Here is a 25,858-nt window from a genome sequence, read left to right on the forward strand (position 1 = left end):
CATTTTTTGTGTGCGAGGCGAAAATTACTTCGCTTTCACACCTTCAAACGTCACGTACAACTCAACCGAGTTGGACGCTGGGCCCAGGTCCATCTGCTTGCCGAAGTCCTGGCGATTGATGGTGGTGGTGCCTTCGAAGCCGGCACGGTAGCCGCCCCATGGATCCTTGCCTTCACCCAGGAACGTGGCCTTGACCACCACTGGCTTGGTCACGCCCAGCAGGGTCAGGTCGCCGGCTACGTCAGCAGTGACTTTGCCATCAGCATTCTTGCCGGTTGGCGTGACCTTGATGGACACGAACTTGGCGTCGGCAAACTTGGCAACGTCCAGGAAGTCTTTGCTGGCGATGTGCTTGTCACGTTCGGCGTGGTTGGTGAACACGCTGGCGGTGCGCACGTTCACTTCGATCTTGGCGTCTTCAGGCTTGGCAGCGTCGAAGCTGAACTTGCCGTCCAGGTCCTTGAAGGTACCGGTGATGTAGCTGTAGCCCAAGTGGCTGATCTTGAAGTCGACGAAGGCGTGCTGGCCTTCTTTGTCGATCACGTAGTCAGCGGCCATCGCTGAACCGGCGGACAGCAGAGCAGAACCGATTGCCAGAGCGGCGAGTGTCTTTTTCAACATGCTTTCTATTCCTTGTGAGTCGAGGTTGAACATCAGGCTTTGCGCCCCAGCATTCGCAGGAGGGTCGCATCACGATCGATAAAGTGGTGTTTCAATGCAGCCACGCCGTGCAAACCGGCAAAGACCACCAACACCCAGGCAAGGTACAAGTGCACCACACCGGCTGTGTCTGCCTGGTCCGGTAGCCCGGAAACCACGGCAGGAATCTCAAACAGGCCAAACACCGGGATACCGACACCGTCTGCGGTGGAAATCAGGTAACCGGCAATCATCACGGCAAACAGCCCGAGATACAGGAACGCATGGCCAAACGCAGCGCCCAAACGGGTCAAACGACTGTAGCTGGCCAGCGGCGGTGGTGGCGGGCTGACCAAACGCCAGACGATGCGCACGAGCATGATGGCGAACAGTGTGATGCCGATGCTCTTGTGCAGGTCGGGCGCGTCTTTGCGCCAGGCGCTGTAGTAGTCGAGACCGACCATCCACAGGCCCAGCGCGAACAAACCAAACACCACCAGGGCCACGCCCCAGTGCAAAACCATGCTGACCCAACCATAGCGGGCCGGTGAATTACGTAGCTGCATGTCCCAAATCCCGTAAGAACTGTGCCCAAGACTAGCGATTTACCTATCGAATTAAAGCGGAAAATTTCGCTTTGAAATATCGAGAAATACGATCAAGAGGTTATGCACAGTACGTTAACAATGGATTAAGGACTATTCCTGAGAAACGTGACAGACCGTCCCGCGTTTACTGCCAATTCATCCGTAATGGGTTGTGACACCGCCTGGCATTGCATAGGCTTGCGCGATTGTTACGCCTGCGCCGGCCGCAGGACCGCTTCGAGGAGATAACCGATGGGCTTGAATAACCAGTGGATGCAACGCGACCTCGCGGTGCTCTGGCATCCCTGCACCCAAATGAAAGACCACCAGCAACTGCCGCTGATCCCGATCAAGCGCGGTGAAGGCGTGTGGCTGGAAGACTTCGAAGGCAAGCGCTACCTCGATGCGGTCAGTTCCTGGTGGGTCAACGTATTCGGGCACGCCAACCCGCGCATCAACCAGCGCATCAAGGATCAGGTCGACCAACTGGAACACGTGATCCTCGCCGGGTTCAGCCACCAGCCGGTGATCGAGCTGTCCGAACGCCTGGTCAAAATGACGCCCGAAGGCCTGACCCGCTGCTTCTATGCCGATAACGGTTCGTCGTGCATCGAAGTCGCGCTGAAGATGAGCTTTCACTACTGGCTCAACCGCGGCCTGCCGAACAAAAAGCGCTTCGTGACCCTGACCAACAGCTACCACGGCGAAACCATCGCCGCGATGTCGGTGGGCGATGTGCCGTTGTTTACCGAAACCTACAAGGCCTTGCTGCTGGACACCATCAAGGTGCCGAGCCCGGACTGCTACCTGCGCCCCGAAGGCATGAGCTGGGAAGAACATTCCCGGAACATGTTCCTGGCCATGGAACAGACCCTCGCCGAAAACCACGATACCGTGGCCGCCGTGATCGTCGAACCGCTGATCCAGGGCGCTGGCGGCATGCGCATGTACCATCCGGTGTACCTCAAGCTGCTGCGCGAGGCCTGCGACCGCTACGGCGTGCACCTGATCCACGACGAAATCGCCGTGGGCTTCGGCCGTACCGGCACGATGTTCGCCTGTGAACAGGCCGGCATCCGTCCGGACTTCCTGTGCCTGTCCAAGGCCCTCACCGGCGGCTACCTGCCGTTGGCCGCCGTGGTCACCACCGACGATGTCTACGACGCCTTCTACGACGACTACCCGACCCTGCGCGCCTTCCTGCACTCCCACAGCTACACCGGCAACCCGCTGGCCTGCGCGGCGGCCCTGGCGACCCTGGATATTTTCGAAGAAGACAACGTCATCGAAAACAACAAGGCGCTGGCCCAGCGCATGGCCACCGCCACCGCGCACCTGGCGGACCACCCGCACGTGTCCGAAGTGCGCCAGACCGGCATGGTACTGGCCATCGAGATGGTCCAGGACAAAGCCACCAAGACCGCCTACCCGTGGCAGGAACGCCGTGGCCTGAAAGTCTTCGAACATGCCCTGGAGCGCGGCGCGCTGTTGCGGCCATTGGGCAGCGTGGTGTATTTCCTGCCGCCGTATGTGATCACACCGGAGCAGATCGACTTTTTGGCGCAAGTGGCCAGTGAAGGCATCGATATCGCCACCAACGATAAAGTCAGCGTTGCGGTGCCGAAAGACTTCCATCCAGGCTTCCGTGATCCGGGCTGATAGCACCTACTTAAATTTTCCAGAGAACAGAAATGAGACTGTCCCGCTTTTTCACCGACACCCCGCTGAGCCTCGGCGAGCACGAACTGCCCGAAGCCCAGGCCCACTACATCAGCCGTGTATTGCGCATGGGCGAAGGCGATGCCGTGCAACTGTTCGACGGCTCCGGCCAGGAGTTTTTGGGCACGTTGCTGGAGGTCGGTAAAAAACGCGTCAGCGTGCAGCTCACGCAAAGCTTCGCAGGCCAGAGCGAATCGCCGCTGCACATTCACCTCGGCCAGGGCTTGTCTCGGGGCGAGCGTATGGACTGGGCGATTCAGAAAGCCACGGAGCTGGGCGTGAATGAAATCACGCCGATTTTCAGCGACCGCTGCGAAGTGCGCCTCAAGGACGAGCGCGCCGACAAACGCCTGCTGCACTGGCGCCAGGTGGCGATCAGCGCATGTGAGCAATGCGGGCGTTCGACGGTGCCGGTGATTCATCCGCCGCTGCTGCTGGCCGACTGGTTGAAGCAGGCCGAGGCGGAGTTGAAGCTGGTGCTGCACCCGGTAGCCGCGCCGATGATCAGCCATGCCAAGCCTGCCAGCCTGGCGTTTTTGATCGGGCCTGAAGGTGGCTTGACCGATAACGAAGTCGACACCGCCCAAAGCGCCGGCTTCCACGCCGCCCGCCTCGGCCCGCGCGTGCTGCGCACTGAGACGGCGCCAGTGGTTGCGCTGGCCGTCGCCCAGCAACTGTGGGGCGACTTCTAACCCCGCTGTGCAAACCCACTCGAATGTGGGAGCTGGCTTGCCTGCGATAGCGGTGTACCAAACAACAACGATGTTGAATGTGCCGACGCTATCGCAGGCAAGCCTGCTCCCACAGTGATCGGGTTAACACTTCGCTACTCCACCGGGTCACTGACCGGCTTGGCAATAATCGCCTTCAACTCAGCCGTCATCGGGAACTCCAGGTTCAAGCCCTTGGGCGGGATCGGCTGTTCAAACCAACGCTGGTAAATCCCGTTGATTTCCCCGGAGCGGTAAAGGTCAGCCAGCGTCTCGTTGACCACCGCCAGAAACTGCGGGTCGTCCTTGCGCACCATGCAGCTGTAGATCTCCCGCGACTGCTCCTTGCCCACCACCACCCAGCGGTGCGGGTCGCGGGCCTTGGCGCGCTCGCCGTAGAGCAGCGCATCGTCCATGTAGAACGCCGCCGCGCGGCCGGTCTCGAGCATCTTGAAGGCTTCGCCGTGGTCCTTGGCACTGATCACCGACAGGTTGCTTTTGTGTTCGGCGTTGTAGTGCTTGAGGTACCGCTCATTGGTGGTGCCGGCGGTGGTCACCACGTTCCTGCCCTTGAGGTCGTCAAACCCGTTGATACCGCTGTCCTTGGCGGTCAGCAACTGGCCCTTCACGTAGATAAACCCGTACGAAAACGCCACCTGTTTCTGGCGCTCGGCGGTCACCCCGGTGGAGCCGCATTCCAGGTCCACAGTGCCGTTCTGCACCAGCGGGATGCGGGTCTGGGACGTCACCAGGGTGTACTTCACGCCAAGGTTGGGCACGCCGGTTTTCTGCTGGATGCGCTCGACGATCTTGCCCGCCAACTCCACTGAATAACCCATGGGCTGGCCGCTGTGGTCACCTACGTAGGAAAACGGCACCGACGCATCGCGATAGCCCAGCGTGATGGACTTGGCGCTGGCGATCTTGCCCAACGTGCCGTCCAGAGGTGCTTCAGTCGCCTGAACCTGAGCGCCCAACAAAAGCCCCAGGGTGCAGCCGGTCAACAGGATTCTTTTCATTGTTATCCTCCGTTGGTGGTGTGACGAATCAAGCCGCGCGGGGCGCCAGGCCCTGCATATCAATGGAAGGCGCCTGCTGGCCGATCAGCTCGGCCAGCAGTTGGCCGCTGCCACAGGCCAAGGTAAAGCCGAGCGCACCGTGACCCAGGTTCAGCCACAGATTGCGATAAGCACTCGCGCCAATCAGCGGCACACCGGTCGGCGTGGCCGGGCGCATACCGGCCCATTCGACGGCGTGGGCGTAATCGCCGCCATGGGGAAACGTCTCCAACGCGTGGCGTTTGATCAGCGCCAGGCGTTTGGGCTCAAGGCGGGCGTCAAAGCCGACAATGTCGACCATCGCGGCCACACGCAGTTGCTCGCCGATCCGCGCGTAGACGATCTTGCGGTCGTAGTCGGTGATGCTCACATTCGGCGCCCGGTGCTGCACGCCAATCGGCACGCTCAGGCTGTAGCCTTTGAGTGGATACAGCGCAAGGGCCAGGCCCGGCAACGCTAACTCGGCGCTGCGATGCCCGGCAGCGATTACAAGCTGGTCGACCGGCATCGTTTCATCGCCTAAATCGATGGCCTGCACCGCACCGTCGCCGTGACGTAGCCCCGTAACCTTGCGGCCAAGCAAAAAGGAACAGCGCCCGGAGGCCTCAAGCCGCGCGGCCAGTCGTTGGCAGAAGGCATGGCAATCTGCGACCTCTTCATTTGGCGTGTAAATACCGCCGACAAAACCGTCCCCCACCAGCGCCGGCTCCAGGCGCGCGCAATCGGCGGCCGACAGCACCTGTTGTTGCAGAAAATCGGTGACCTTGCTGCGCGCAAGCTCAAAGGTGCGGGTACTGCGAAAGGTCACCAGCTTGCCGTTGCGCCGCCAGTCGAAGCCGTCCAGGCGATCATCCTCGCGCCATTGCTGCAAAGTGGCCTGGCTCAAAGACGCCAGGCGCAGCAGGTGAGCGGCGTTACGCTTGTTCACCGAACCCCGGCAGGCGCCCAGGAAGGACGCCATCCAGCGCCATTGTCGGGGATCGAGACGCGGGCGCAGGGTCAACGGCGAGTCCCCACGCAGCAGCCAGCCCAGCGCTTGCCGGGGCACGCCGGCGTCGGCCAGCGGCGCGACATAGCGGTAAGACAGTTGCCCGCCGTTGGCAAAACTGGTTTCGCTGCCCAGGCTGTCGCGCGCGTCGATCACCGTGACTTCATGGCCTGCGCGCACCAAAGCGTATGCACTCGCCAGACCGATGACACCGCCGCCGATGATGCAAACCCGCTTGGCCATTCCCCTCACCCGCACTTGAGTTAACAGGCCTCAAGCCTAGGGGCAGGTGACAGGCCACCGACAATGAATAAAGATGGCTCACCTATAAACAAAGGTTATGGACGTGCCATGCGCTTGCGTCATATCGAAATCTTCCAGGCCATCCGCCAGACCGGCTCCGTCAGCGCCGCCGCGCAGTTGCTGCATGTCTCGCAACCGGCGGTGACCAAGGTATTGCAGCATGCCGAGCTGCAACTGGGCTTCCCGCTGTTTCTGCGCGTGCGCGGCAAACTGCAGCCCACCCCGGAAGCCCTGGCGCTGGAAAGCGAAGTCGAGAAAGTTACCGAGAGCCTGCAAGGTGTGCGGCGGCTGGCCAAGAGCTTGCGCCGCGAGCCGGGCCAGAGCGTGCGCATCGGTGCGATCCCTGCCCTGGCATTGTCACTGCTACCGCCTTCGATTCTGGAGTGGAAGCGCGCCTACCCGGACATCGCCTGCGAGCTGTCCAGCGACCATAGCCGGGAGCTGGTGCAGAAGCTGTTGATGCGTGAGATCGACCTGGCGCTGACCCTCAACTTCTCCGGCCATCCGGGTTTGACCACGCAAGTGTTGGCCAATGGGGGGCTGGTGGCGTTGGCTTCCAAGGGTTACTGGCCTGAGGCCCAAATGAGCAAACCGTTGCCACTGACTGACCTGGCGGGTGCGCCGTTGATTGGCCTGTCCAGTGCCGACCCCTTGGCGGCCAAGCTCGACAGCTATCTGGAAAATGTCGACCCGCCGCCACGAGTGACCATTTCTGTCCAGACCTATTCCCTGGCCCGGGCCATGGTGGAGTCCGGCGCCGGCCTGACCGTGATCGATCCCTTCACCGCCCTCGGCGCATCGACGGCCACCACCTGCATCCGCACGCTCACCCCGCCGCTGCCGATCACCCTGTACGCGCTGACCCGCGCCGATGAACCGCCGCCGCATATGCTGGCGAACCTGCTGAAGATTTTCGGCAAGCGCGCGTGTGAACTGCTGGAACGCTTGTGATGTGGGAGCTGGCTTGCCTGCGATAGCATCGCCTCGGTCTAACTGATAGACCGAGTCGCCTGTATCGCAGGCAAGCCAGCTCCCACACAAGCCAGCTCCCACAGGTCAAAGCACGTAATGCATGATCGCCACAAAGTGCAGCAGGCTGCCGCCGATCACGAACAAGTGCCAGATCCCATGGGAGTGGCGCAGGCGATCTTCCAGGGCAAAAAAGATAATCCCGACGGTGTACAACACTCCGCCCGAGGCCAGCCATACAAACCCGGCCGTGCCCAGCGTAGCAAGCAGCGGCTTGACCGCCACCAGCACGATCCAGCCCATCACCGCGTAAATCACAATCGACAGAATGCGTGCCTCGGAGCGCGGCTTGATCTCTTGCAGGATGCCGATCACCGCCAGCCCCCACACGATTCCGAACAGTGTCCAACCCCACGGCCCGCGCAGCGTTACCAGGCAAAACGGCGTGTAGCTGCCGGCGATCAACAGGTAGATCGAAAAGTGGTCGACCTTCTGCATGATCTCTTTTCGTCGCCCGCGCACGCTGTGGTACACGGTGGACGCGCTGTACAGCACCAGCAGCGTAAAACCATAAATCGCCACGCTGACGATCTTCCAGGGGCTGCCGTCCAGGCTTGCCACTACCAACATCCACACTGCGCCAACAAAAGCTGCTACAGCCCCGACCAAATGGCTCCAGGCGTTAAATCGTTCCCCGTGATACATGTGTCACTCACCTCGAATAACCGTTACCACCTTGAGCATTCTGACGCCACCCTACCCATATCAGGTAGCACCCTTTCTTCATTTGCCCAAATACACACGTCCATAGATGATTCGCTTCATCCTGGGGGAGCAGGCAAGCCGGCTCCCACGTAAAAGCGTCCTATCGGTAATTGCCATGCCCGAGCTAGAACCCGCCACGCCTCACCCCAGCCTATGGCAGCTGTTTTACAACTTTGCAATGGTCGGCCTGTTCGGCTTTGGCGGCGTGATGCCCTGGGCGCGGCAGATGATGGTCGACCGTCGCCGCTGGGTCAGTGAGCAAAGCTTCAATGAGCTGCTGACCACCGGCCAGTTCTTCCCCGGCCCCAATATCGCCAACGTCGGCATCATCTACGGCCGGCGCCTGCATGGCTTGCCCGGTGCGGTTGTGACCGTGTGCGGGCTGTACCTGTTCCCCTCGTTGATCACCGTGCTCGCCGGATTTGCCTATGCCAAGTGGTGGAGCCACGACGTGGTGCAGCAGATCTTTGGCGCGGTGATGCCGATTGCCACGGGTTTGATGCTCGGCACCACGCTGCGCCTGCTCAAGGCCATGCCCCGCACGCTCGCCAACTACAGCGCCTTCGTGTTGACCTTCGTATTGATGGCCGTCTTTGTGTTGCCGCTGTGGATGGTCTTGCTGATCTGCATTCCCAGCTCCCTGGCCTTGAGCTTTATCGGTTCGAACAAGGTGGCCGGCTGATGCAAACCGTCCTGTTGCACCTGATGATCCAATGCGCGCTGTGGTCGCTGATGGCGATTGGCGGCAACACGGTGGCCATCGGCGATATCCATCGCTACACCGTGGTCGATATGCACTGGATCACCGACGCGCAATTTGTCGCCTTCTTCGCCTTGTCCCAGGCGCTGCCGGGGCCCAACGGCATGTTTCTGGTGTTTATCGGCCAACAGGCGGCGGGCTTGCCTGGCGCGCTGGTGGCGTTATTGGCCAAGCTGGTGCCCTGTTCGGTACTGGCTTACCTGGGCGCTGGCTGGCTGGAACGGCACACCCGAACGCCGTGGGTGCAACGGGTTAAACGCAGCCTGCTGCCGATCTCCATCGGCCTGATCCTCGCCTCAACCTACATCCTGATGAACAGCCTGGAAAACAACGCGACCAGCCTGGTGCTGACCCTGGCCAGCGCCGCCGTGGTGTATTACACGCGGCTCAACGCGATCTGGCTGATCATCGGCGGCGTGCTGCTGGGCCTGGGCAGTGCATGGCTGGGAGTGAACTGCTTTTAGAGGCACAATCGACCGCATTCGACTAAGAGCCACGGCCATGCTGATCGACGAAGAATTCACCCTCAAGAAGCTCGAGATCTTCCTGGCGTTCATGCGCACCGGCAACCTGGCCCGCGCCGCCGCCGAGTTGCAAACCAGCAACGTCAGCGTGCACCGCGCCATCCACTCGCTGGAAAACGCGCTGCGCTGCCCGCTTTTCAAACACGAAGGGCGCAACCTCACCCCGCTGGAAAGCGCCTACGTGCTGGAAGAGCGCGCGCAAAAGCTGGTGGCCGACGTGGTCGACAGCGTGCGCCTGACCCGCGAAGCCGCGGGGTTCTCGGCTGAGCGCTTCAAGCTCGGCTCGCTGTATTCGCTGACGGTCAAAACCGTACCGCAGCTGATCATGGGCCTGAAAATCAGGCGCAGCGAACTCAATATCGACCTGATCCTGGGCTCCAACTTCGACCTGCTCTACAAGCTCAAGAACATGGAAGTGGACGCGATCCTGATCTCCCTCGACGAACGTGCCAACGACCCGGACTGCGAACAGATCGCGCTGTTCACCGACGACATCTTCCTCGCCACCCCGGCCGACTCACCCTTGGACCGCGAGCAGGAAATCGACCTGGCCGATGTGCGCGACGCGACCTTCATCACCCTCACCCAAGGCTTCGCCACGCACCAGGATGGCAACCGGGTGTTCAACCAGGCGGGGTTTGAGCCGAAGGTGGCGATGCAGGTCAATGACATCTTCACGCTGTTGAGCATGGTCAGTTCGGGCGTGGGTTATGCCCTGCTGCCGGGGCGGATTGCGGCGGTGTATGAGAACCGCGTGAAGCTGATACCGCTGCAACCCAGGTATCGGTTGCAGCAGCACATTGGCGTGGTGTTTTTAAAGGCCAAGGAGCGCGACCCGAATTTGCTGGCGTTGCTGGCAGAGTGTCGGATGTATGCCAATCGGCAAGCCTAAGTACCCCACCTACCTGTGGCGAGCGGGCTTGCCCCGCGTTGGGCTGCGAAGCAGCCCCAATCAAGCAGAATTCGGTGTGTCAGGCACTCCTCAGTGCGATGGTTTTGGGGCCGCTTCGCAGCCCAACGCGGGGCAAGCCCGCTCGCCACAGTGGGTATCGCGTTTTAGCCGACTAAACCGCGCACGATGAAGTACAGCAACGACGGCCCAAGCAAACACCCAAGCCCGGTATGGAAAGTGGCAGTCAGCGCGCCATACGGCACCAACCGCCGATCTGTCGCCGCCAGCCCCGCCGTCACCCCACTCACCGTGCCGGCCAGCCCACCAAACACCATCGCCGAGCGCGGGTTATCCAGGCCCATCCAACGCGCCGCCACCGGCGTGCCGACCATCACCAGAATCGCCTTGATCAGCCCTGTCGCAATCGACAGCGCCATCACATCCGAGGTCGCGCCAATCGCCGCACCGGTCACAGGGCCAACGATGTAAGTCACGGCGCCCGCGCCGATGGTGGTCATGCTGATCGCATCGCGATACCCAAACGCCCAGGCCATGCTCGCGCCGACGATAAACGGCAGGATGGTGCCCAGCAGCAACGCAATCACACCGATCAGCCCGGCTTTGCGCGCCTCGGTGGCCTGCACTTCAAATGCGGTGGCAACAATGGCGAAATCGCGCAGCATCGCGCCGCCCATCAAGCCGATGCCGGAGAACAGCGCCATGTCCGCCAGGCCTTTTTGCCCGCCGGTGAGTGTGCCGCCGACCCAGGCCAACACCAGCCCGATCACGATGGCAATCGCCGAGCCATGAATGCGCCCGAACGTCAGGCGCTTGGACAGCACCACGGAAACCCACATCACCACACCGACGAAGGCAAACGCGGTGACCAGGCTGTTATTTTCCAAACCTTTTTCAATCAGAGGCCACATATCAGCGACCTCCCGCAGCAGCGATCAGCGGCTCTTCGGCGGGCAAGGGTTCACCCTTGTGCGTGCGGCTGATCAGGGCAATGGTGCAACCGCAGACCACCACCGAACCGATGGCGGCCAGCACAGCGACCGGGCCGCCGTGCAGCGCGGTCACCACGTTTTGTTGCGCGGCCATCGCCACCACCACCGGAATGTACATGGCGCCCCAAAAGCCCACGCCCATTTCGCAGTCCTTGGTCATGCCACCGTGTTTTTGCATCCACAAGCGCGCGCAGATCAACAGGATCATGGCGATCCCGACGCCGCCCACATTGGATTTGACGCCCAGCAACACACCGAGCATGTCGCCGAGGATCACTCCCGCCAACATGCAGATCGCCAGCAAGGCCACACCATAAATAATCATCGTTGTTGTCCTCAAAGTGCTTCATCGAAATTGTTGTTTTTGTGCTTCGAAAGCCTTGGGTGCAGCTTTATCGGTGGCGGCGTTCCTCCTCTTGCAGCAGCGCCTGCAGGGTGTCCAGGCGCGCGCCTTCGCAGGCAATCACCGTGCCCTGCTCAAACACGCGGCGTGACAGGCCAGTGAGCACCGCGCCCGGCGGCAGTTCGATTTGCAGGCGCACACCACGCTCGTAGGCGCTTTGCACGGTGCCGCGCCAATCGACGATGCGGCACATGTTGAAGGCCAGGTCGTCGCGCAGTTGCTCGGGGTTGTGAATCGGCCGCGCGCGGGTGCTGCTCAGGTAGGTAATGCGCGGCGCCTTGAGCGTGACGAATGCTTGCGCCAGCGCCTGGGCAGGCGCCTCCAGCAGCGCGCAATGCGACGGCACGCTGACCGCCAGGCGCTTGGCGACGCCGTTGCCCTTGATGCGCGCTGCGACGAGCTTCATCGCCGCATCGCTGCCAGCAATCACGGTTTGGTTATCGGCGTTGATGTTGGCCAAATACACCGGCGTTTGCGGGCTGTGTATGTCGCTCAGTATGTTTTCGACTGTGGATAACTCAGGGCCGATCAGCGCGGTCATCCCAAAGCCTTGTGGATAAGCATGTTGCATCAGCTCGCCGCGCAGGCTGACCAGTTTTACCGCGTCGGCAAACGCCAGGGCGCCCGCGATAACTGCCGCCGGGTAGGCGCCGATGGACAGGCCCGCCACGTAATCCGGCGTGTGTTGCAGCTGACGGGCATGGGCCACGCCGACAATCAGCAGGCACAGTTGAACAGCACGCGTACTCGCCAAGGCTTGCGCCGAATCGAGCAGGCGAACGTCTTCACCCAAGGCATCACTGGCTTCATCCAGAACGTCGGCCGCCAGCGCGCGGAGCATGCCCGTACGCTGGGCGCCCTGACCCGGAAATACCAGAAGGCTGCTCATGCCACCGCCTGCCACGGGTCAACCACCAAGTGCGCGCCGCTGACGGTTTTCAGCAGTACTCGGCGCGAGCCTCCCGCCCACTCGCGCAAGGCGACGGCGCCAAACGGGGTTTGCAGTTGCAGGTCCACGGCACACGGCGCCGTGTCCAATATCGCAAGCAGGTCCTCGGCATCACCGCGCTCCAGCCGCTGGGGCGTGCGCAGGATCAAATCCAGGTCGCTCTGCGCATGCAGTGCTTCAACTCCACTGGCCAACTCAAAACCCGCGCTGCCCGTGACGCCCCACGTCTCCTGCGCTAACACTGGCCGCAGTAGATCGAGCGCGCGCAACGCCGGTAAATCTCGTGGTGAGGTCACACCGCGCAGCGCCTCGGGCACTACTCGCCGTTGCACCGCCGCGATGGGCATCACCGCCGCAAATCGCTGCTCACGCAAACGCCCGCGTACGCCGACGGCCACCTGGCCCGGCTCGGCGATGGCGCGGCGCACCACCACCGGATGACCGGCGTTGATCGCGTCCACCGCCCAAGCCGGCGCGTCGGCGGGCAGATGCGCCGGGGCCATGCCCCAGAGCAAATCGTGAGCGTTCACCATTGCTCCCGCAGCAGTTGGCGTACGTGGCTGGAAGCGGCACGGTTGGTGGCGCCCAGGCGTCCTTTTAAATCGGGGCCCGCGACATCGTCGATGGCGTGCAGCAGGCAATCACTGACGCGCACCACATCGTCCGCCGTAGGGTGTTCAATCTGGCTGACCGACAGCGTCTCCCAGAGCAAACCAAGGCTGGCATAACTGTCGATGTCGTAGGCCATCGGCGGCACGCTGGCGGCCAGGGCTTCCAGCTCTTCGACACTGCGCAGGGTCACCCGCGCCGCCGACGCCTTGCCCATCGCATGCACCATCACGCCGGGATCGTGCAGAGCAATCAGGCGGTTGGCCTGGTAGCCGTGGGCGAGGAACGCGCCGGACATGGCCTTGCCCACCAGCAGCGCGATCACCGGGTGCCCGGCCAACCGAGCGCGGGCGTAGCTGTCGGCGGCGGCGGCCAGGGCTTGATGGATGCCCAAGGCTTCTTCGCGACGGCCATAGGCTTGGCTGGGCACATCGACGATGGCGATGATCGGGCGCTTGTCGCCACGGGCGATGGCATCGTCCACGGCTTTGGCCAGGCCCCAGCCTTCGAGCAGGCCGACTTCGCCATTGCGCGCCCGCGGGAAACGGTTGTGCGCGTCGGTGACCACGGCGATGAAGCGCACGGCTTGCTCACCCAATACGCCGTCGGCGACTTTCAGCGAGGCCGGCAAACCGTCCACAGGTGTGGCGCCGGCACTCAATGCGTTGAACCACTGCAGGCCTCTCATGAGCGATCTCCTTGGTACAGGTCGCGCACCGTCGCCGCGTCAATTTGCGGCGTGGCGTCCAGCTCGGTCAGGCGCGTCAGGTAGAAATCGACCTGACGGCTGCGCGGGTGTTCGGGCATACCTTGTTGCAACAGCGCGGTAACCGTCTCTTGGATCTGCGCCACATCGTCCGCCACGTAACAGTCAGCCAGGCCGCTGTTGAAGCGCTGTTCGCCGCCGGTGAGGCTCCAGATAAACGGGCGGTCGCGGGAGTCGTATTCTTCCAGGCCTGCCTCCTGCTCGATCACTTGCGGGCCATTCAGGCCCAGGCGTGCTTCGCGAGTGACCACAAGGTAGCTGCACAGCCCGGCGGCGATGGACATGCCGCCAAAGCAACCGACACTGCCGGCCACCACGCCGATCACCGGCTGGTACTGGCGCAGGTCGACAATCGCCGCATGGATATCGGCAATCGCCGCGAGGCCGAGGTTGGCTTCCTGCAAGCGCACGCCGCCGGTTTCCAGCAACAGCACCGCGCCGGTCGGGATGCCCTTGCGGTTGTCTTCAGCCGCCAATTCCAGCGCACCGGCAATTTTTGCACCGCCCACTTCACCGAGGCTGCCGCCCTGAAAGTTGCCTTCGATAGCCGCCACCACCACCGGCCTTCCGGCGATGCTGCCTTTGGCGATCACCACGCCGTCATCGGCCTGGGGCACCACGCCTTGGCGGCTGAGCCAGGGCGACATCACGCGTTGGAAGGGGTCGATCAGTTCGCGATACGTGCCGGCGTCGAGCAAGGCCTTGGCCCGCTGCCGGGCTCCCAATTCAACGAAGCTGTGTTTGTTGAGCAAGTCAGTCATGGCCGATCTCCTCGAAGCCTTGCTCCAGGCGCAAACGCACCACGCCGGGCGTGGCGCCGAAGTCGTGGATATCGATTTTCAACGCTGGCGGCGTGTGCTCCTGGAAGATCCGCTCGAACAGATGCTGCCAGCGTTGTTCGGCGCCATTCACCGAGGTCTGCACCTGAATGGTCAAGGTGCCGGGCGTGCCCGGTTCCAGCAGCACTTCCAGGTCGCCGGAGCCGACGCAACCCACCAGCGCACGGCCTTTGGGCGGCTGCCCGGCGGGGAATTCAAAGGATAAGGTTTCCATCAAAACGCTCCGTCGAGGCGGTCGATAAACAGGCAGGCGGCCAACAGGTCGGCGGCGCCGCCGGGGGAGGCATTCAGGGCCAGCAATTGGTCGTCGAGTTCGTGCAATTGGCGGCGACCGGCGAGGGTCGCGCTGCCGCCTGCGTCCAGCACCGCTTGGGCGCCGCGTTGCATGGCGTGCAGGCCTTCGGTGCCGGCGCGGTAGAGCACGCAGGTGTCGGCCAGGTCAGTCATGATCGCGAGCAAGGCATCCAGGCGTGCGTTCTGCTCACCGGCGTTTTGATGGCGGCTTTTGTGCAGTTGCGGCAGGCCACGCTGCATCACGGATGGGAAGCCCAGCTGTGCTTCTTCACGGGCGCCGCGCGCGCCGTAGCGTTGAGCAACCTGGGCGCCGTGGCTCAGCGGCTGCGGGGCGTAGCGGTCGTTGAGCAGGGCCAACTTAGCCGCCGTCAGCGTGACGCTGCGTGGCTCCAGCGCCGCAGCAGCAGTGAGCAAACCGAGCGCCCAGATCGCGCCGCGATGGGTGTTCACGCCATTGGTGGTGGTGAGCATCGCTTGCTCGCCTTCGCGGCCAATCTGCCCGAGGGCTTCGCGCAAGGGCAAACCGACTTCACCGAATTCAAGCGCGGCTTCCGCCATCTCCTTGAACATCGGCCACAGCGACAGTGCCGAAGCGTGCATCAGGCCCAGGTGCAAATCGCTATGGGCACCGTTACCGCGGCGGTCCACCAAGGCCGGTTTGGGCGACAGGTCCGCCTCATCGATCAGCGCGTCGACGGCCATGTCTGCCAGGCGATCAGCCAGACTCAGTTCATGCAGTTTGAGCGCGCGCATTTACCAGCTCCTGAATTTGGCGGGCGGGTTGTACAAGCCACCGGACCACTCCACCAGGTCGGCCACGCTCTTGGCGGCCAACAGCTCGCGGGTGGCGTCGGTGCGGCGGATGCCGAGGTCTTCGGGCAAGGCGATCAAGCCTTCGCGGCGCATGCGCGCGGTGTCCTTGGGGTTGTGGCGCAGGCCGATGGCGGTGACGCCAGCGACGGCGGCGATCATCGCCTGGCGCTCTTCCAGCGAGCGCGCCTTGTACAGGTAGGCGATGCCTTCTTCGGTGAGCAGGTGGGTGACGTCGTCGCCGTAGATCATGATCGGCGCCAGCGGCATGCCGCTTTTGCGCGCCACTTCGACGGCGTCGAGGGTCTCGACGAAAGTGGGTTTGCCGCCTTCCTGGAAGGTTTCGACCATTTGTACAACCAACTTTTTGCCACGCTCAAGCAAGGCTTGCGGCGCGTCGTCGTGGCGCATGTCCAGCCAGGCCGGGGTGCCATGCCGACGGCCGCGCGGGTCGTGGCCCATGTTCGGCGCGCCACCAAACCCGGCGAGGCGGCCACGGGTGACGGTGGAGGAATGCCCGTCGCCATCCACTTGCAGGGTGGCGCCGATAAACAGGTCCACGGCGTATTGGCCGGCGAGCTGGCAGAACATCCGGTTGGAGCGCATCGAGCCGTCGCGGCCGGTGAAGAACACATCAGGCCGCGCGGCGATGTAGTTTTCCATGCCCAGTTCGGTGCCAAAGCAATGCACGCTTTCCACCCAGCCGCTTTCGATGGCGGGGATCAGGGTTGGGTGCGGGTTGAGGGTCCAGTTGCGGCAGATTTTGCCTTTAAGGCCGAGGGATTCGCCGTAAGTCGGCAGGATCAATTCGATGGCGGCGGTGTTGAACCCAATGCCGTGGTTGAGCGACTGCACATTGTGTTTTTCGTAGATGCCACGGATCGCCATCATCGCCATCAGCACATGCACCGGCTTGATATGGCGCGGGTCGCGGGTGAACAGCGGCTCGATGTAGAACGGCTTGTCGGCCACCACCACAAAATCCACCCAGCTTGCGGGGATGTCGACGCGGGGCAAATCGGTGACGTCATCCACCAACTGGTTGACCTGCACGATGACGATGCCATCGCTGAACGCGGCAGGCTCGATCAACGCCGGGGTGTCTTCGGTGCTGGCGCCGGTGTAAATGTTACCGGCGCGGTCGGCCATGAAACCGGCCGAGAGCACGACGTTGGGAATCAGGTCCACCACCAGCCGCGCGTAGAGTTCGATGTAGGTGTGGATCGCGCCGATTTCCAGCAGGCCGTCTTCCAGCAGCTGGCTGATGCGCAGGGATTGGGTGCCGGCGAAAGAGAAGTCGAGCTTGCGGGCGATGCCCTTTTCAAACAGGTCCAAGTGCTCGGAACGGCCGACACTGGGCATGATCATGTGCAAATCGTGGAGCTTGGCCGGGTCGGCCTTGGCCAGGGAGCGCGAGAGGAAGTCGGCCTGCTTCTGGTTGTTGCCCTCCAGCACCACGCGGTCGCCAGGGAGAATCAGCGCTTCCAGGGCCTCGACGATTCTGTCACTGGGCAACACCGCCCCGTCTGCGTATTTTTTGACCAGCCCGAGGCGCCGCTGCTTCTCGTCGCGCCGCCGCGTCCAGCGCGAGTCGGGGGTGATGGTTGTTGTCATGGTCGCTCCACGGGGTTTGCTGTCGTGGGCTGTACCTTAGGAGTGAACGTGGGGGGTATCAATCAAGCCGAGTGGCGGATCGTTACGGTTGGAGTAACGGATCGTCAGCAATCGCGGACTCAAGCCGAACAAAGATTAAAAGTGTGGGAGCTGGCTTGCCTGCGATTGCGGACTGTCAGTCGACATATCTGCAGCTGATCTACCGCTATCGCAGGCAAGCCAGCTCCCACATTTGATTGGCGGTGTTGCGAAGAATCACGTCATTGCCACTGACGCACAGCCAACACATCTTCCACTCTATTCAGCAGAGACATCGCGCCATCCATCAACTGCCCAAGCAATGCCTCATCCTCATCCATATACCCTTCATATTCCGCCAGGTTTCGGCGCTCATGACATAACGCCAGTAACCTCACCTGCACCCTGCTCACGTCGGCGAAGTGAATCAGACATTGAAAGACCAGATAGCGTTTGTCAGAACGATACCCTTGCAGGCGCAAGGCCGTGAGCGCGATGGCGTGGGCGGCGTTGTAGGCCAAGTCGAAACGACTGGCGAACGATAGCTGTGGGTTACCCGCATCCCTTAACCGATCCCGCGCCGAGCGCATCAGCCCGTCACACTCCTTGCGATCCGGCGGCTCAGCCTTCAAGCCACCGCTACGTTGCAGATTTTCCAGATTTGCCTTGCTGTCCATCCATGGATTCCAGGGGGTTGCCCCCGATCAGATTGATCTTGTCCTGCTGCACGACCCGCTGCACAAAACTGTTCCCGGCATTCCATTTGCCGATCCAGTCTTCAAGGGTGTAAAGCGTCGGATTGATGGTGCGGCCCAGTTGCTCTTCCAGCGGTATGAGCTGCTCCATGACTTCACTGTAGTTGAGGCTTTGGCCGATCAGCATCAGATCTATGTCACTGGATGAGTGCGCCTCACCCTTGGCGATGGAGCCGTAGATAAAGGCCCAGGTTATCTGCTCGGCGAACGGTGCCAATGCATTGCGCAGGGGTTCATCCAGGCTCAGGGTCTTGCGCACGATGGCCAACAACTCCGAGTAAATCGGGCATTGGGGGTTGGCCTTGTAGTGGGTCTGATTGCCTTGGCGCGTCATGCTCAAGATACCCGCCAACTGCAAACGCTCCAGCTCGCGGGTAAGGCTGCCTTTGCCTACCTGGGCCCAGCGCGCGATTTCATTGGTGAAAAAACTCTGATCGGGCTTGCCGAAAAGCAGGCCCAGCACTTTCTGCTGAGTGTTGGTGAAGAGTGCAGTGCTGAGCGGCAAGGTTTGCATGGCAGCGGCCAAAGAGTCCCAAAAAGGGAACGATAGGTCCCTTTTTGGGAACGATCAAGTTTTAGGGGGATGGGATATTGGAAATGATCAATCAGCAAATACTGGATTTGGGCCGAATGAAGATCGAAAGGTGGGAGCTGGCTTGCCTGCGATAGCGGTGGGTCAGCTATCAAGATGTCGACTGACACGCCGCCATCGCTGGCAAGCCAGCTCCCACATTTGTTCGGTGGTGTCTGTTAAAAATCGGTCCCTGTTTGGGACCGCTTCAACCTACCGGCGCAGGGCTGACGTGTTCCAGCGCTCTATCAACCAGTAACTGACTCAACTCGGCCATTTGCTGAATGCCGAGCATGATTGCGCGCTGGGAGGTGTCCAGGTTGAAGGCCAGATTGCAGGTCATGGCGTTTAGCGAGGACAAAGTTTCGCTGGCGTTGACCAGCAGGGTTTCAGTGTTCTGATGGGGGTCTACGGTGAAAAGCTTGGAAGCAGGTGGATTAGGGGTAGGTTTGACCATGATGAAACTCCTAAACAGTTAGTAAGGAGCGCCACCGTTCGCTTGCACGCGAATGAGGGTGGCGACCGTGCGCAGGTGTGCAAGACCGGGCCTGTTTAGGACACCCAGCAGGTCCGAAGACCTCCTGCGCACAGCCGCCATAAAGCAGCGAGCACAAAAAACGCCCGTGGTTGGCTGGGCGTTTTTACGCCTAAACAGTTTCGTCGGACTTGCACGTCCGTGTCACCGTTTTTTTCGATGACGGAGCGAAGACTAGCCTCCATGACTACCCACAACAAGTTCACGCACAGCCCGAAATCTTGCGGGAAAAATCCGAGGCCCTCCTACAAATCTCAAAGCAAAAGCGCTTCCCGTGGCGAGCGGGCTTGCCCCGCGTTGGGCTGCGAAGCGGCCCCATTAAGGTAAACGCAGTGTGTCAGGTTTATAGAGACGGCAGGTTTGGGGCTGCTGCGCAGCCCAACGCGGGGCAAGCCCGCTCGCCACGAAAAATGGTGCAAGCCACAAGGGTCAGGCCAGGCCGGATTCGACCAACAACGCTTCCAACCCCATAAGGTCAGGCACCTTCGCCACATGTTCCCCCACTTGCACCGCTGCCAGTTCCAGCGGGCACAGCGGCACGTCCACGTAACTCAGTTGGCTATCCAGCTTGTACGAACGCGGAATGCCCTGAATCACCATCGCAATAAACTTCAACGTCGGCCGCCCGCCCAGTGCGTTCAGCACCACAATCCGCGAGCGCTCGCCGGTCACGCTGGCCTCGCCGCACACGGCTTCAAAGCTGATCAACGGCAACTGCCGGTCGCGCCATGTGACTTGCCGCAGGTACCACGGCGGTGCGTCGCTGGCCGGTTCGCCGCGCTGGAAGTCGATCAGTTCGGCGATGGCGACGTTGGGCAGCACCAGGTGGCGGTCGGCCAGGGGCAGCAGCAGGCCGGTGAGTTGGCTGGTGCGGTGGTCAAGCATGGGACTTGCTCCAGTAGGCGATGCTTTCCAGCAGCACCGACTCTTGGTACGGCTTGCCGAGGTAGTCGTTGACGCCAATGGCCATGGCGCGGTCGCGGTGTTTTTGGCCGGTGCGCGAGGTGATCATGATGATCGGCAGGCGCATCAGCCGGGGGTCGTTGCGCACCTGGATCGCCACTTCGAAGCCGTCCATGCGCGGCATTTCGATGTCGAGCAGCATCAGGTCCGGAGTGTGTTCTTCGAGCAGGGCGATGGCGTCGATGCCGTCTTTGGCGGTGAGCACGTTCATGCCGTTGCGCTCCAGCAGGCGGCTGGTGACTTTGCGCACGGTGACCGAGTCGTCCACCACCAGCACCAGCAGCGGGCGTTTTTTCAGCGGGTCGTTGAGGATCAGCGGCGCGTCCACCGACTGGGCCGGCAACGCCGGTTGGCGGGCGCGGATGTGCGCCAGCAAGTCGATAATCAGCACCACGCGGCCATCGCCCAGAATGGTCGCCCCGGACAAACCCTGCACGCCGGCAAACTGTGGCCCCAGGCCCTTGACCACGATCTCGCGTGTACCGGCCATGGCGTCCACGTGCACCGCCACGCGCCGCTCGTTGCATTGCACCAGCAGCACCGGCACTGGCTGGTATTGGCCGAGCAGTCTGGGCCGGGCGACGGTGTGCAGCAGGTCGCCCAAATAGAACAATTCATAACGCTGGCCGGCGTATTCGTAACGCGGCGGATCTTGCTGATAGTGCCCGGCCAGCTCGTGGGGCAACACGCGCACCAGGCCTTCAATGGTGTTGAGCGGGATCGCATATTGGTCGTCCGCGCATTGCACCATCAGCGCGCGATTGACCGACACGGTAAACGGCAGGCGAATGCGAAAGTGCACGCCCGCGCCCGGCGTCGAGTCGATGAACATCGAGCCACCGAGCTGGCGCACTTCTTCGTGCACCACGTCCATGCCCACGCCGCGCCCGGAAATCTGGGTGATTTTTTCGGCGGTGGAAAAGCCCGGCTGCAGGATGAACTGCAACACGTCGCGGTCGCTCATGTCTTGATCAGGCGCGAGCAGGCCGCGCTTGATCGCCTTGCGCCGCACCGCGTCCAGGGGCACACCGGCACCGTCGTCGCGCATGTCGAAGACGATGTCGCCGCCTTCGTGGGTCAGGTCCAGGCTGATACGGCCCTTCTCGGGTTTACCGGCCAACACGCGCGCCTCGCGGGACTCCAGGCCATGGTCGACGGCATTGCGCAGCATATGTTCCAGCGGCGCCACCATGCGCTCCAGCACGTTGCGGTCCATCTCGCCTTCGGCATTGCCGACCACGAATTCAACGTCCTTGCCCAACTCTTCCGCCACCTGGCGCACGATGCGTTTGAGGCGCGGCAGCATGCGTTCGAACGGCACCATGCGCGTGCGCATCAGGCCTTCTTGCAGCTCGGTGTTGATGCGTGCCTGTTGCTGCAACAGGTTGTGTGCATCCCCGTTGCGACGGTCGAGGGTTTCCTTGAGGTCCAGCAGGTCGGAGGCCGATTCGGACAGTGCGCGCGACAACTGCTGCAGCTGCGAATGACGGTCCATTTCCAGCGGGTCGAACTCTTCATAGCCCAGGCGCTCGGCCTCGGCCTGCTGACGACTGAGAATGCGGCCCTGGGTTTCGGTGTCGAGGCGGCGCAGTTGGTCACGCATGCGCTCGATGGTGGTTTCGACTTCGTTGAGCGCGATACGCGCGTCGTTGACCTGCTGTTCGATACGGCCACGGAAAATCGAGGTTTCACCGGCCAGGTTGACCAGATCATCAAGCAAGTCGGCGGAAATTTTCACCATGTCGGCGCCGGGGTCCACCGCCGCTTCGGCCTTGCCCGCCGGCAAGGCTACGGGCGCCAGCGGCTCGTCACCGGGGTGCACCAGGCTCCTGATGCGCTTGATGAGTTTATCCACCGACCCCACCGGCAAACCGCCCGCCACCGCGTCGATCATCTGCGCCAGGCGGTCATGGCAGCCTTGCAGCAAGGCGAACAGCTCCGGCGACGGCGCAAGCAAACCGGCAGACAGGCCTTCGTAGAGAAACTCCAGCTCATGGGCCAAATCGCCAATCGGCCCGATTTCGACCATGCGCGCGCCGCCCTTGAGGGTGTGCAAGTCGCGCAGCAAGGTTTCCACCTCCTGGCGATTGCTCGGCTCGGCCTGCCAGCGCAGCAACGCGCTGCTTGAACTGTCGAGAATATCGGCGGCTTCTTCGAGGAAGATATCCAGCAACTCCGGATCAGCCGCCGCGGTTTCAGGTTCTGTGGGCGTGTTGGCGGGCGTGTTGTTCTGGCGCAACGCGCGCAACTGGGCGATCAAGTCACTGGAGTCGCTCAGGGGTTGGTGGTCTTGCAATTGATCGAGCTGCAAGGCCAGCCGCTCATGGCTGGCCATCAATACTTGGGACAGTTCGGTCGAGTAACTGTAGCGGCGGTCCACCAGGCCTTCGTACAGGCATTCCAGCTCATGGGCGAGGTCGCCAATCGGGCCGATTTCGGCCATGCGCGCGCCGCCCTTGAGGGTGTGCAGGTCCCGCTGCAACGACGACAACGGCGCCGCGCTGTCCGGTTCCAGCAGCCAGCGTTTCAGCGACTGCCCGGCGCTGTCGAGGATGTCGACTGCCTCTTCCAGGAAAATCTCGACGATCTCGTCGTCCATCGCTGTGTCCTGGCCCAACCGGGCCGTGGCAGCGCCCAGTTCGGAGATGCTTGGGGCGCGCCCGCCGTCGCTTTTGATCAGGCCGGTGGCGGACGGGTCGAGGGCTTCATCCAGCAGTTCGCGCAGGGCGTCTACCCGCGCCGGCGCCGGGCTGATTTCCTGGCCGGCCGCCAGTTGGTCGAGCATGTTGATCAGCGCTTCATGGGCCTGTTCGGCCTCATGGAAAAACCGTTCGCTGACCGCCAGGCTGCTCTCTTCCACAGCGCCATAGAGGTCGAGCAAGGCCTCGCAGAGTTCGTCGATGGCGTGCAGGTCGGCGATGTGCGCGCCCTCGCCCAGGGTGGTCAACTCGTCCAGCAGCGCGGTCAGCTCCTGGCGTTCGCCGGGGTGTTGCTGCCAGCGGCGCAGCAGGCTTTCGGCATCCAGCAGGATGTCCATGCCCTGGGCCAGGAAGTTGCTGATCAGCTGCGCGTCGCGCTTGATGCGCAGCCCGGTGTTGGGCGCGTCGAGCAAGGCTTGCAGCTGCTGGTCGAGCAGGCTTTGCGTGCGGCTGATCAACTCTGCCGCGCCCTTGATCGGCACCAGCGGATCACTGTCCAGCTGACGCAACCCGCGCTGGAACAGGGCTTCGGCTTCCAGCAACAGCTCCACTTCATCCAGGTCCAGCGGCAGGCGGTGGGCCTTGTATTCGCGGGTCAGGTGATCAAGCGGTCGCGCCAGTTCGGCCATCGGCAACACGCCAGCCATGTAGGCGCTGCCCTTGAGGGTGTGCAGGGCACGTTGCAGTTCATCGCTGACTTGCAGCGGCATATGCTCGGCGGCCTGTTGCAGAAAGTGGTTGAGGCTTTCCAGGTGGCTCTGGGCTTCGTTGCGAAAAATCTCCAGCAACATCGGGTCATGGGGCTCTGCGGCCGGTTGAGTGCCGCTGGCCAAGGCGTGGGCACGGGCCGCCAGGGCGTCGACTTCATCGCGCTGGCGTTGGTCGTCGGCCGCAAAGTCGGCGATCAGCTCCGGCAGCAGGGCCACGGCCTCATCCAGCATCTGTTGCACATCAGCGTCGAGCGCCACGCTGCGTTCGAGCACACGGTTAAGCAGGTTTTCCACGGCCCAGGCCAGCTCGGCCAGTACCAGGGCGCGGACCATCCGGCCGCTGCCTTTGAGCGTGTGGAAGGCACGCCGCATCTCGCTTTGGGCGGTTTTGTCCGCGCTGTTGGGCAAGTAGCGGTGCAGCACTTCAAGGACTTCATCGGTTTCTTCGAGGAAGACTTCGCGCAGTTCATCGTCGACAGGTTCTTCGCCAACGGGCGGCGGCAAGAGGCTGCCCGGACGGTGCAGGGCAGGCGGATTCAGGCGTGACGTGGGGTTGGCCAACGCATCGAATTGGGACTGGCTCGGCGCGATCTCTGTCGACAGGGCGCCATCCGGCACGGCCAGGGCCTGGCGCCAAGGCTTTTCGACCGGCAGATAGCCGAGTGCAGCCAGGCCTTGGGTGGCCAGCTCCAGCACGCGTTCGCCGGCGGCGTCGGGGTCCTGGAGCATGCGTTCCAGGTAGTATTCCAGGCTGCTGACCACGTCGGCGAAATGCGCCAGCTGCGCCTCGGGCGGTGGCGCAGCGCCGGTCATCAACTGTTCATCGACATAATCGGTGCAACCACGCATCAGGCTCGCCGCACGCGGCAGCGGAATCATCGCCAACGCGCCGCGCACCTGGCTGAGCAGCTCGGGCAGTGACTCCAGGCGCTGGCGGTCCCAATCGGCCTCAAGGCAATCGATCACCAGTTCTTTGGCCTGGCGCAAGCATTGGCAGGATTCGCGGATCACCAATTGATGAATCTGGGTCAGATCGGTGGTGGGCAGGCGGCTCTCTTCGCGGCTCTCCGGCTCGACGGTGCCGGCCATGCCCGCCAGCGTGGCCTCGACGTAGAGCAAGGCGCCGGCAACATCCATCAACACCGCGTCATTGGGTTCGCGCTGGCCCTGCACCAGGCTCAGCACCACCGCCAGTTGATCGATGATGACCTTACGCGGCTGGCCAAAGCCCAGCACCGCCAAGGTGTCGGCGATCTGGCGCAGTGGCGCCAGCAAGGCATCGAGGTCGTTGGTGTGTTGGCGGTCGCTGCGCACGAACAGGTCGAGGCGCTCCTTGACCCGCACCAGTTCCTCGCACAAGGCGCCGAGCACCGAGCCCATGGCATTGCGGTCCGGTCCGGCCAAACGCGCACGCTCGGCATCGACCACGGCGCTGTCGGGCAAGGCTTCATCCAGCCCGTAGCGTTCCTTGAGGCTTTGCATGCGCGGCGTCGGGCGGGTGACCTTGGCCACGTAGAACAGCAAGCTTTTTAGCAGTTCATCCGGCGCTGGCTGGTTGATGCCGCCGATGCCCTGGACCAGCAGACGCTTGAGTTGCTTGTCGCTGGCCTTGAGCAGGCTGCGCAGCGCCGGGCTGTTGGCGATCACGCCGGTGAGCATGCCTTCGACCAGCGCCGAGGTGACTTGCCACAACGGCAGCAATGGCGCGCCCTGGCACAACGCTTCGAGGCGCGCGAACACCCGCGCCATGTCTTCCAGGTTGCTGGGGCCGTGGTCCTCGCGCAACAGACCGGCCAGGGCCTGTTGCAGCAGTTGATGCCACTGGCGCAGTTGCTCGTGAAGGTCCGGCAGTGTGCGTTGGGCCAAGGCCTCGTCGGGCAACGGCGCAATCGACAACAGCTGCGGGCTGAACAGGCTGGTCTCCGACAGCAGGCTTTCACCGCGCGCACTGCGCAGGTCGTTGAGCAGCGGCAACACCACCAGCGGCAGGTCGCGGCGGGCGCTGTGCACGCGGTCGAGGTACAGCGGCAGTTGCCCGAGGGCCTGTTGCAGCAGGCGGATGCTTTCATCGCGCTGGCTGACGCGCTCGGCTTGCAGGGCCAGGGCCAGCGCTTCGATCTCTTCGGCCAGCAGCGCTGCGCCGTAGAACTCGACCATCTGCAGCGCGCCATGCACTTGGTGGATACCGGCCAGGCACTCGGCAATGGCGTCGCTGTCGCGGGTTTCGACAAACGCGTCCAGCGCCGAACGGGCCTGTTTCAGGGTTTCGGCAATGTCGCCCTTGACCCATTCGAGGGCCACGTAGTCGTGCCGATCAACCATAACTGCTCCGCTTAGAATTCGTGAATTGCGTGTGTTGCCAAGATCTGAAGACCAATGAAGATCTAGTGTGGGAGCGG

General features: G+C 62.5%; 25 protein-coding genes. 6 read left to right on the forward strand and 19 right to left on the reverse strand.

From position 1 onward, the window contains the following. Positions 1 to 24 precede the first annotated feature (24 nt). Both FPT15_RS00930 and FPT15_RS00935 read right to left on the reverse strand, forming a co-directional pair. The gene (locus tag FPT15_RS00930; RefSeq protein ID WP_145157664.1) at positions 25 to 621 is read right to left on the reverse strand and encodes a YceI family protein; all 597 of its coding nucleotides are present in this window, start codon (positions 619 to 621) and stop codon (positions 25 to 27) included. Positions 622 to 653: 32 nt separating this feature from the next. Continuing rightward, a complete protein-coding gene (locus FPT15_RS00935) occupies positions 654 to 1,205 on the reverse strand; it encodes a cytochrome b (protein ID WP_106575643.1) in 552 nt (183 codons plus the stop codon). A gap of 273 nt (positions 1,206 to 1,478) precedes the next feature. Here FPT15_RS00935 and FPT15_RS00940 point away from each other — a divergent pair, with 273 nt between their 5' ends. Together FPT15_RS00940 and FPT15_RS00945 are read left to right on the forward strand one after the other, a co-directional pair. Then, positions 1,479 to 2,885, forward strand: coding sequence for an adenosylmethionine--8-amino-7-oxononanoate transaminase (locus tag FPT15_RS00940; protein WP_145157666.1), 1,407 nt, complete (start codon positions 1,479 to 1,481; stop codon positions 2,883 to 2,885). A gap of 32 nt (positions 2,886 to 2,917) precedes the next feature. After that, complete coding sequence (locus FPT15_RS00945) at positions 2,918 to 3,637, forward strand: 16S rRNA (uracil(1498)-N(3))-methyltransferase (protein ID WP_145157669.1); 720 nt, start codon at positions 2,918 to 2,920, stop codon at positions 3,635 to 3,637. Positions 3,638 to 3,771: 134 nt separating this feature from the next. Here FPT15_RS00945 and FPT15_RS00950 read toward each other — a convergent pair whose 3' ends face one another. Then, entirely contained in the window at positions 3,772 to 4,674 is a 903-nt protein-coding gene (locus tag FPT15_RS00950) for a transporter substrate-binding domain-containing protein (protein ID WP_145157672.1), read from the reverse strand. A 28-nt stretch (positions 4,675 to 4,702) separates the two neighbouring features. Continuing rightward, positions 4,703 to 5,944: a D-amino acid dehydrogenase gene (locus FPT15_RS00955; protein WP_145157674.1), complete on the reverse strand. Its 1,242-nt coding sequence runs from the start codon at positions 5,942 to 5,944 to the stop codon at positions 4,703 to 4,705. A gap of 108 nt (positions 5,945 to 6,052) precedes the next feature. Here FPT15_RS00955 and FPT15_RS00960 point away from each other — a divergent pair, with 108 nt between their 5' ends. Then, positions 6,053 to 6,955 (forward strand): LysR family transcriptional regulator, encoded by a 903-nt coding sequence (locus tag FPT15_RS00960; RefSeq protein WP_145157676.1) that lies wholly within the window; start codon positions 6,053 to 6,055, stop codon positions 6,953 to 6,955. A gap of 105 nt (positions 6,956 to 7,060) precedes the next feature. On the opposite strand, the gene FPT15_RS00965 is transcribed toward FPT15_RS00960, so the two are convergent. After that, positions 7,061 to 7,678, reverse strand: coding sequence for a hemolysin III family protein (locus FPT15_RS00965; protein ID WP_145157678.1), 618 nt, complete (start codon positions 7,676 to 7,678; stop codon positions 7,061 to 7,063). A gap of 175 nt (positions 7,679 to 7,853) precedes the next feature. Between FPT15_RS00965 and FPT15_RS00970 the strand changes: the two genes are divergently transcribed. The 3 genes from FPT15_RS00970 to FPT15_RS00980 are packed head-to-tail and all read left to right on the forward strand — an operon-like array spanning position 7,854 to position 9,914. Further along, a complete protein-coding gene (locus FPT15_RS00970; protein ID WP_145157680.1) occupies positions 7,854 to 8,420 on the forward strand; it encodes a chromate transporter in 567 nt (188 codons plus the stop codon). Beyond that, on the forward strand, positions 8,420 to 8,962 hold the full coding sequence (locus tag FPT15_RS00975) for a chromate transporter (RefSeq protein WP_145157682.1): 543 nt from the start codon (positions 8,420 to 8,422) through the stop codon (positions 8,960 to 8,962). Before FPT15_RS00970 ends, FPT15_RS00975 begins: the two co-directional genes overlap by 1 nt. 37 nt (positions 8,963 to 8,999) lie before the next feature. Continuing rightward, entirely contained in the window at positions 9,000 to 9,914 is a 915-nt protein-coding gene (locus tag FPT15_RS00980; RefSeq protein ID WP_145157684.1) for a LysR substrate-binding domain-containing protein, read from the forward strand. A 164-nt stretch (positions 9,915 to 10,078) separates the two neighbouring features. Here FPT15_RS00980 and madM read toward each other — a convergent pair whose 3' ends face one another. The 14 genes from madM to FPT15_RS01050 all read right to left on the reverse strand — a co-directional run bounded on the left by madM (position 10,079) and on the right by FPT15_RS01050 (position 25,781). Continuing rightward, positions 10,079 to 10,843, reverse strand: a complete 765-nt coding sequence (gene madM, locus FPT15_RS00985; RefSeq protein WP_145157686.1) for a malonate transporter subunit MadM — start codon at positions 10,841 to 10,843, stop codon at positions 10,079 to 10,081. 1 nt (position 10,844) lies between these two features. Continuing rightward, the gene (gene madL / locus FPT15_RS00990) at positions 10,845 to 11,249 is read right to left on the reverse strand and encodes a malonate transporter subunit MadL (protein WP_106575654.1); all 405 of its coding nucleotides are present in this window, start codon (positions 11,247 to 11,249) and stop codon (positions 10,845 to 10,847) included. A 67-nt stretch (positions 11,250 to 11,316) separates the two neighbouring features. Beyond that, a complete protein-coding gene (gene mdcH, locus FPT15_RS00995) occupies positions 11,317 to 12,216 on the reverse strand; it encodes a malonate decarboxylase subunit epsilon (RefSeq protein WP_145157688.1) in 900 nt (299 codons plus the stop codon). Continuing rightward, entirely contained in the window at positions 12,213 to 12,809 is a 597-nt protein-coding gene (locus FPT15_RS01000) for a malonate decarboxylase holo-ACP synthase (protein WP_145157691.1), read from the reverse strand. The genes mdcH and FPT15_RS01000 overlap by 4 nt, the downstream gene beginning before the upstream one ends. After that, entirely contained in the window at positions 12,803 to 13,573 is a 771-nt protein-coding gene (gene mdcE, locus FPT15_RS01005; protein ID WP_145157694.1) for a biotin-independent malonate decarboxylase subunit gamma, read from the reverse strand. Before mdcE ends, FPT15_RS01000 begins: the two co-directional genes overlap by 7 nt. Then, positions 13,570 to 14,412, reverse strand: a complete 843-nt coding sequence (locus FPT15_RS01010) for a biotin-independent malonate decarboxylase subunit beta (RefSeq protein ID WP_145157697.1) — start codon at positions 14,410 to 14,412, stop codon at positions 13,570 to 13,572. Before FPT15_RS01010 ends, mdcE begins: the two co-directional genes overlap by 4 nt. Beyond that, a complete protein-coding gene (locus FPT15_RS01015; protein WP_056857713.1) occupies positions 14,405 to 14,704 on the reverse strand; it encodes a malonate decarboxylase subunit delta in 300 nt (99 codons plus the stop codon). Before FPT15_RS01015 ends, FPT15_RS01010 begins: the two co-directional genes overlap by 8 nt. Then, positions 14,704 to 15,537 (reverse strand): triphosphoribosyl-dephospho-CoA synthase, encoded by an 834-nt coding sequence (locus FPT15_RS01020; protein WP_145157699.1) that lies wholly within the window; start codon positions 15,535 to 15,537, stop codon positions 14,704 to 14,706. The genes FPT15_RS01015 and FPT15_RS01020 overlap by 1 nt, the downstream gene beginning before the upstream one ends. Then, positions 15,538 to 17,208 carry a malonate decarboxylase subunit alpha gene (mdcA, locus tag FPT15_RS01025; RefSeq protein ID WP_145157701.1) on the reverse strand — a complete coding sequence of 557 codons (1,671 nt, stop codon included), beginning with the start codon at positions 17,206 to 17,208 and terminating at the stop codon, positions 15,538 to 15,540. Positions 17,209 to 17,468: 260 nt separating this feature from the next. Then, positions 17,469 to 17,903, reverse strand: a complete 435-nt coding sequence (locus FPT15_RS01030; protein ID WP_145157704.1) for a hypothetical protein — start codon at positions 17,901 to 17,903, stop codon at positions 17,469 to 17,471. Beyond that, on the reverse strand, positions 17,866 to 18,495 hold the full coding sequence (locus FPT15_RS01035; protein ID WP_145157706.1) for a nucleotidyltransferase domain-containing protein: 630 nt from the start codon (positions 18,493 to 18,495) through the stop codon (positions 17,866 to 17,868). The genes FPT15_RS01030 and FPT15_RS01035 overlap by 38 nt, the downstream gene beginning before the upstream one ends. 265 nt (positions 18,496 to 18,760) lie before the next feature. Beyond that, on the reverse strand, positions 18,761 to 19,009 hold the full coding sequence (locus FPT15_RS01040) for a DUF6124 family protein (protein ID WP_145157709.1): 249 nt from the start codon (positions 19,007 to 19,009) through the stop codon (positions 18,761 to 18,763). A gap of 507 nt (positions 19,010 to 19,516) precedes the next feature. Continuing rightward, a complete protein-coding gene (locus tag FPT15_RS01045; protein ID WP_053258465.1) occupies positions 19,517 to 19,972 on the reverse strand; it encodes a chemotaxis protein CheW in 456 nt (151 codons plus the stop codon). Continuing rightward, the gene (locus FPT15_RS01050; protein WP_145157712.1) at positions 19,965 to 25,781 is read right to left on the reverse strand and encodes an Hpt domain-containing protein; all 5,817 of its coding nucleotides are present in this window, start codon (positions 25,779 to 25,781) and stop codon (positions 19,965 to 19,967) included. Before FPT15_RS01050 ends, FPT15_RS01045 begins: the two co-directional genes overlap by 8 nt. Positions 25,782 to 25,858 lie beyond the last annotated feature (77 nt).

This window comes from Pseudomonas sp. RGB (genome assembly GCF_007713445.1).
Lineage (GTDB): Bacteria > Pseudomonadota > Gammaproteobacteria > Pseudomonadales > Pseudomonadaceae > Aquipseudomonas.

Coding starts and splice junctions, on each gene's coding strand:
- FPT15_RS00930 (WP_145157664.1), bottom strand. CDS start 621: ATGTTGAAAAAGACACTCGCCGCTCTGGCAATCGGTTCTGCTCTGCTG.
- FPT15_RS00935 (WP_106575643.1), bottom strand. CDS start 1,205: ATGCAGCTACGTAATTCACCGGCCCGCTATGGTTGGGTCAGCATGGTT.
- FPT15_RS00940 (WP_145157666.1), top strand. CDS start 1,479: ATGGGCTTGAATAACCAGTGGATGCAACGCGACCTCGCGGTGCTCTGG.
- FPT15_RS00945 (WP_145157669.1), top strand. CDS start 2,918: ATGAGACTGTCCCGCTTTTTCACCGACACCCCGCTGAGCCTCGGCGAG.
- FPT15_RS00950 (WP_145157672.1), bottom strand. CDS start 4,674: ATGAAAAGAATCCTGTTGACCGGCTGCACCCTGGGGCTTTTGTTGGGC.
- FPT15_RS00955 (WP_145157674.1), bottom strand. CDS start 5,944: ATGGCCAAGCGGGTTTGCATCATCGGCGGCGGTGTCATCGGTCTGGCG.
- FPT15_RS00960 (WP_145157676.1), top strand. CDS start 6,053: ATGCGCTTGCGTCATATCGAAATCTTCCAGGCCATCCGCCAGACCGGC.
- FPT15_RS00965 (WP_145157678.1), bottom strand. CDS start 7,678: ATGTATCACGGGGAACGATTTAACGCCTGGAGCCATTTGGTCGGGGCT.
- FPT15_RS00970 (WP_145157680.1), top strand. CDS start 7,854: ATGCCCGAGCTAGAACCCGCCACGCCTCACCCCAGCCTATGGCAGCTG.
- FPT15_RS00975 (WP_145157682.1), top strand. CDS start 8,420: ATGCAAACCGTCCTGTTGCACCTGATGATCCAATGCGCGCTGTGGTCG.
- FPT15_RS00980 (WP_145157684.1), top strand. CDS start 9,000: ATGCTGATCGACGAAGAATTCACCCTCAAGAAGCTCGAGATCTTCCTG.
- madM (WP_145157686.1), bottom strand. CDS start 10,843: ATGTGGCCTCTGATTGAAAAAGGTTTGGAAAATAACAGCCTGGTCACC.
- madL (WP_106575654.1), bottom strand. CDS start 11,249: ATGATTATTTATGGTGTGGCCTTGCTGGCGATCTGCATGTTGGCGGGA.
- mdcH (WP_145157688.1), bottom strand. CDS start 12,216: ATGAGCAGCCTTCTGGTATTTCCGGGTCAGGGCGCCCAGCGTACGGGC.
- FPT15_RS01000 (WP_145157691.1), bottom strand. CDS start 12,809: ATGGTGAACGCTCACGATTTGCTCTGGGGCATGGCCCCGGCGCATCTG.
- mdcE (WP_145157694.1), bottom strand. CDS start 13,573: ATGAGAGGCCTGCAGTGGTTCAACGCATTGAGTGCCGGCGCCACACCT.
- FPT15_RS01010 (WP_145157697.1), bottom strand. CDS start 14,412: ATGACTGACTTGCTCAACAAACACAGCTTCGTTGAATTGGGAGCCCGG.
- FPT15_RS01015 (WP_056857713.1), bottom strand. CDS start 14,704: ATGGAAACCTTATCCTTTGAATTCCCCGCCGGGCAGCCGCCCAAAGGC.
- FPT15_RS01020 (WP_145157699.1), bottom strand. CDS start 15,537: ATGCGCGCGCTCAAACTGCATGAACTGAGTCTGGCTGATCGCCTGGCA.
- mdcA (WP_145157701.1), bottom strand. CDS start 17,208: ATGACAACAACCATCACCCCCGACTCGCGCTGGACGCGGCGGCGCGAC.
- FPT15_RS01030 (WP_145157704.1), bottom strand. CDS start 17,903: ATGGACAGCAAGGCAAATCTGGAAAATCTGCAACGTAGCGGTGGCTTG.
- FPT15_RS01035 (WP_145157706.1), bottom strand. CDS start 18,495: ATGCAAACCTTGCCGCTCAGCACTGCACTCTTCACCAACACTCAGCAG.
- FPT15_RS01040 (WP_145157709.1), bottom strand. CDS start 19,009: ATGGTCAAACCTACCCCTAATCCACCTGCTTCCAAGCTTTTCACCGTA.
- FPT15_RS01045 (WP_053258465.1), bottom strand. CDS start 19,972: ATGCTTGACCACCGCACCAGCCAACTCACCGGCCTGCTGCTGCCCCTG.
- FPT15_RS01050 (WP_145157712.1), bottom strand. CDS start 25,781: ATGGTTGATCGGCACGACTACGTGGCCCTCGAATGGGTCAAGGGCGAC.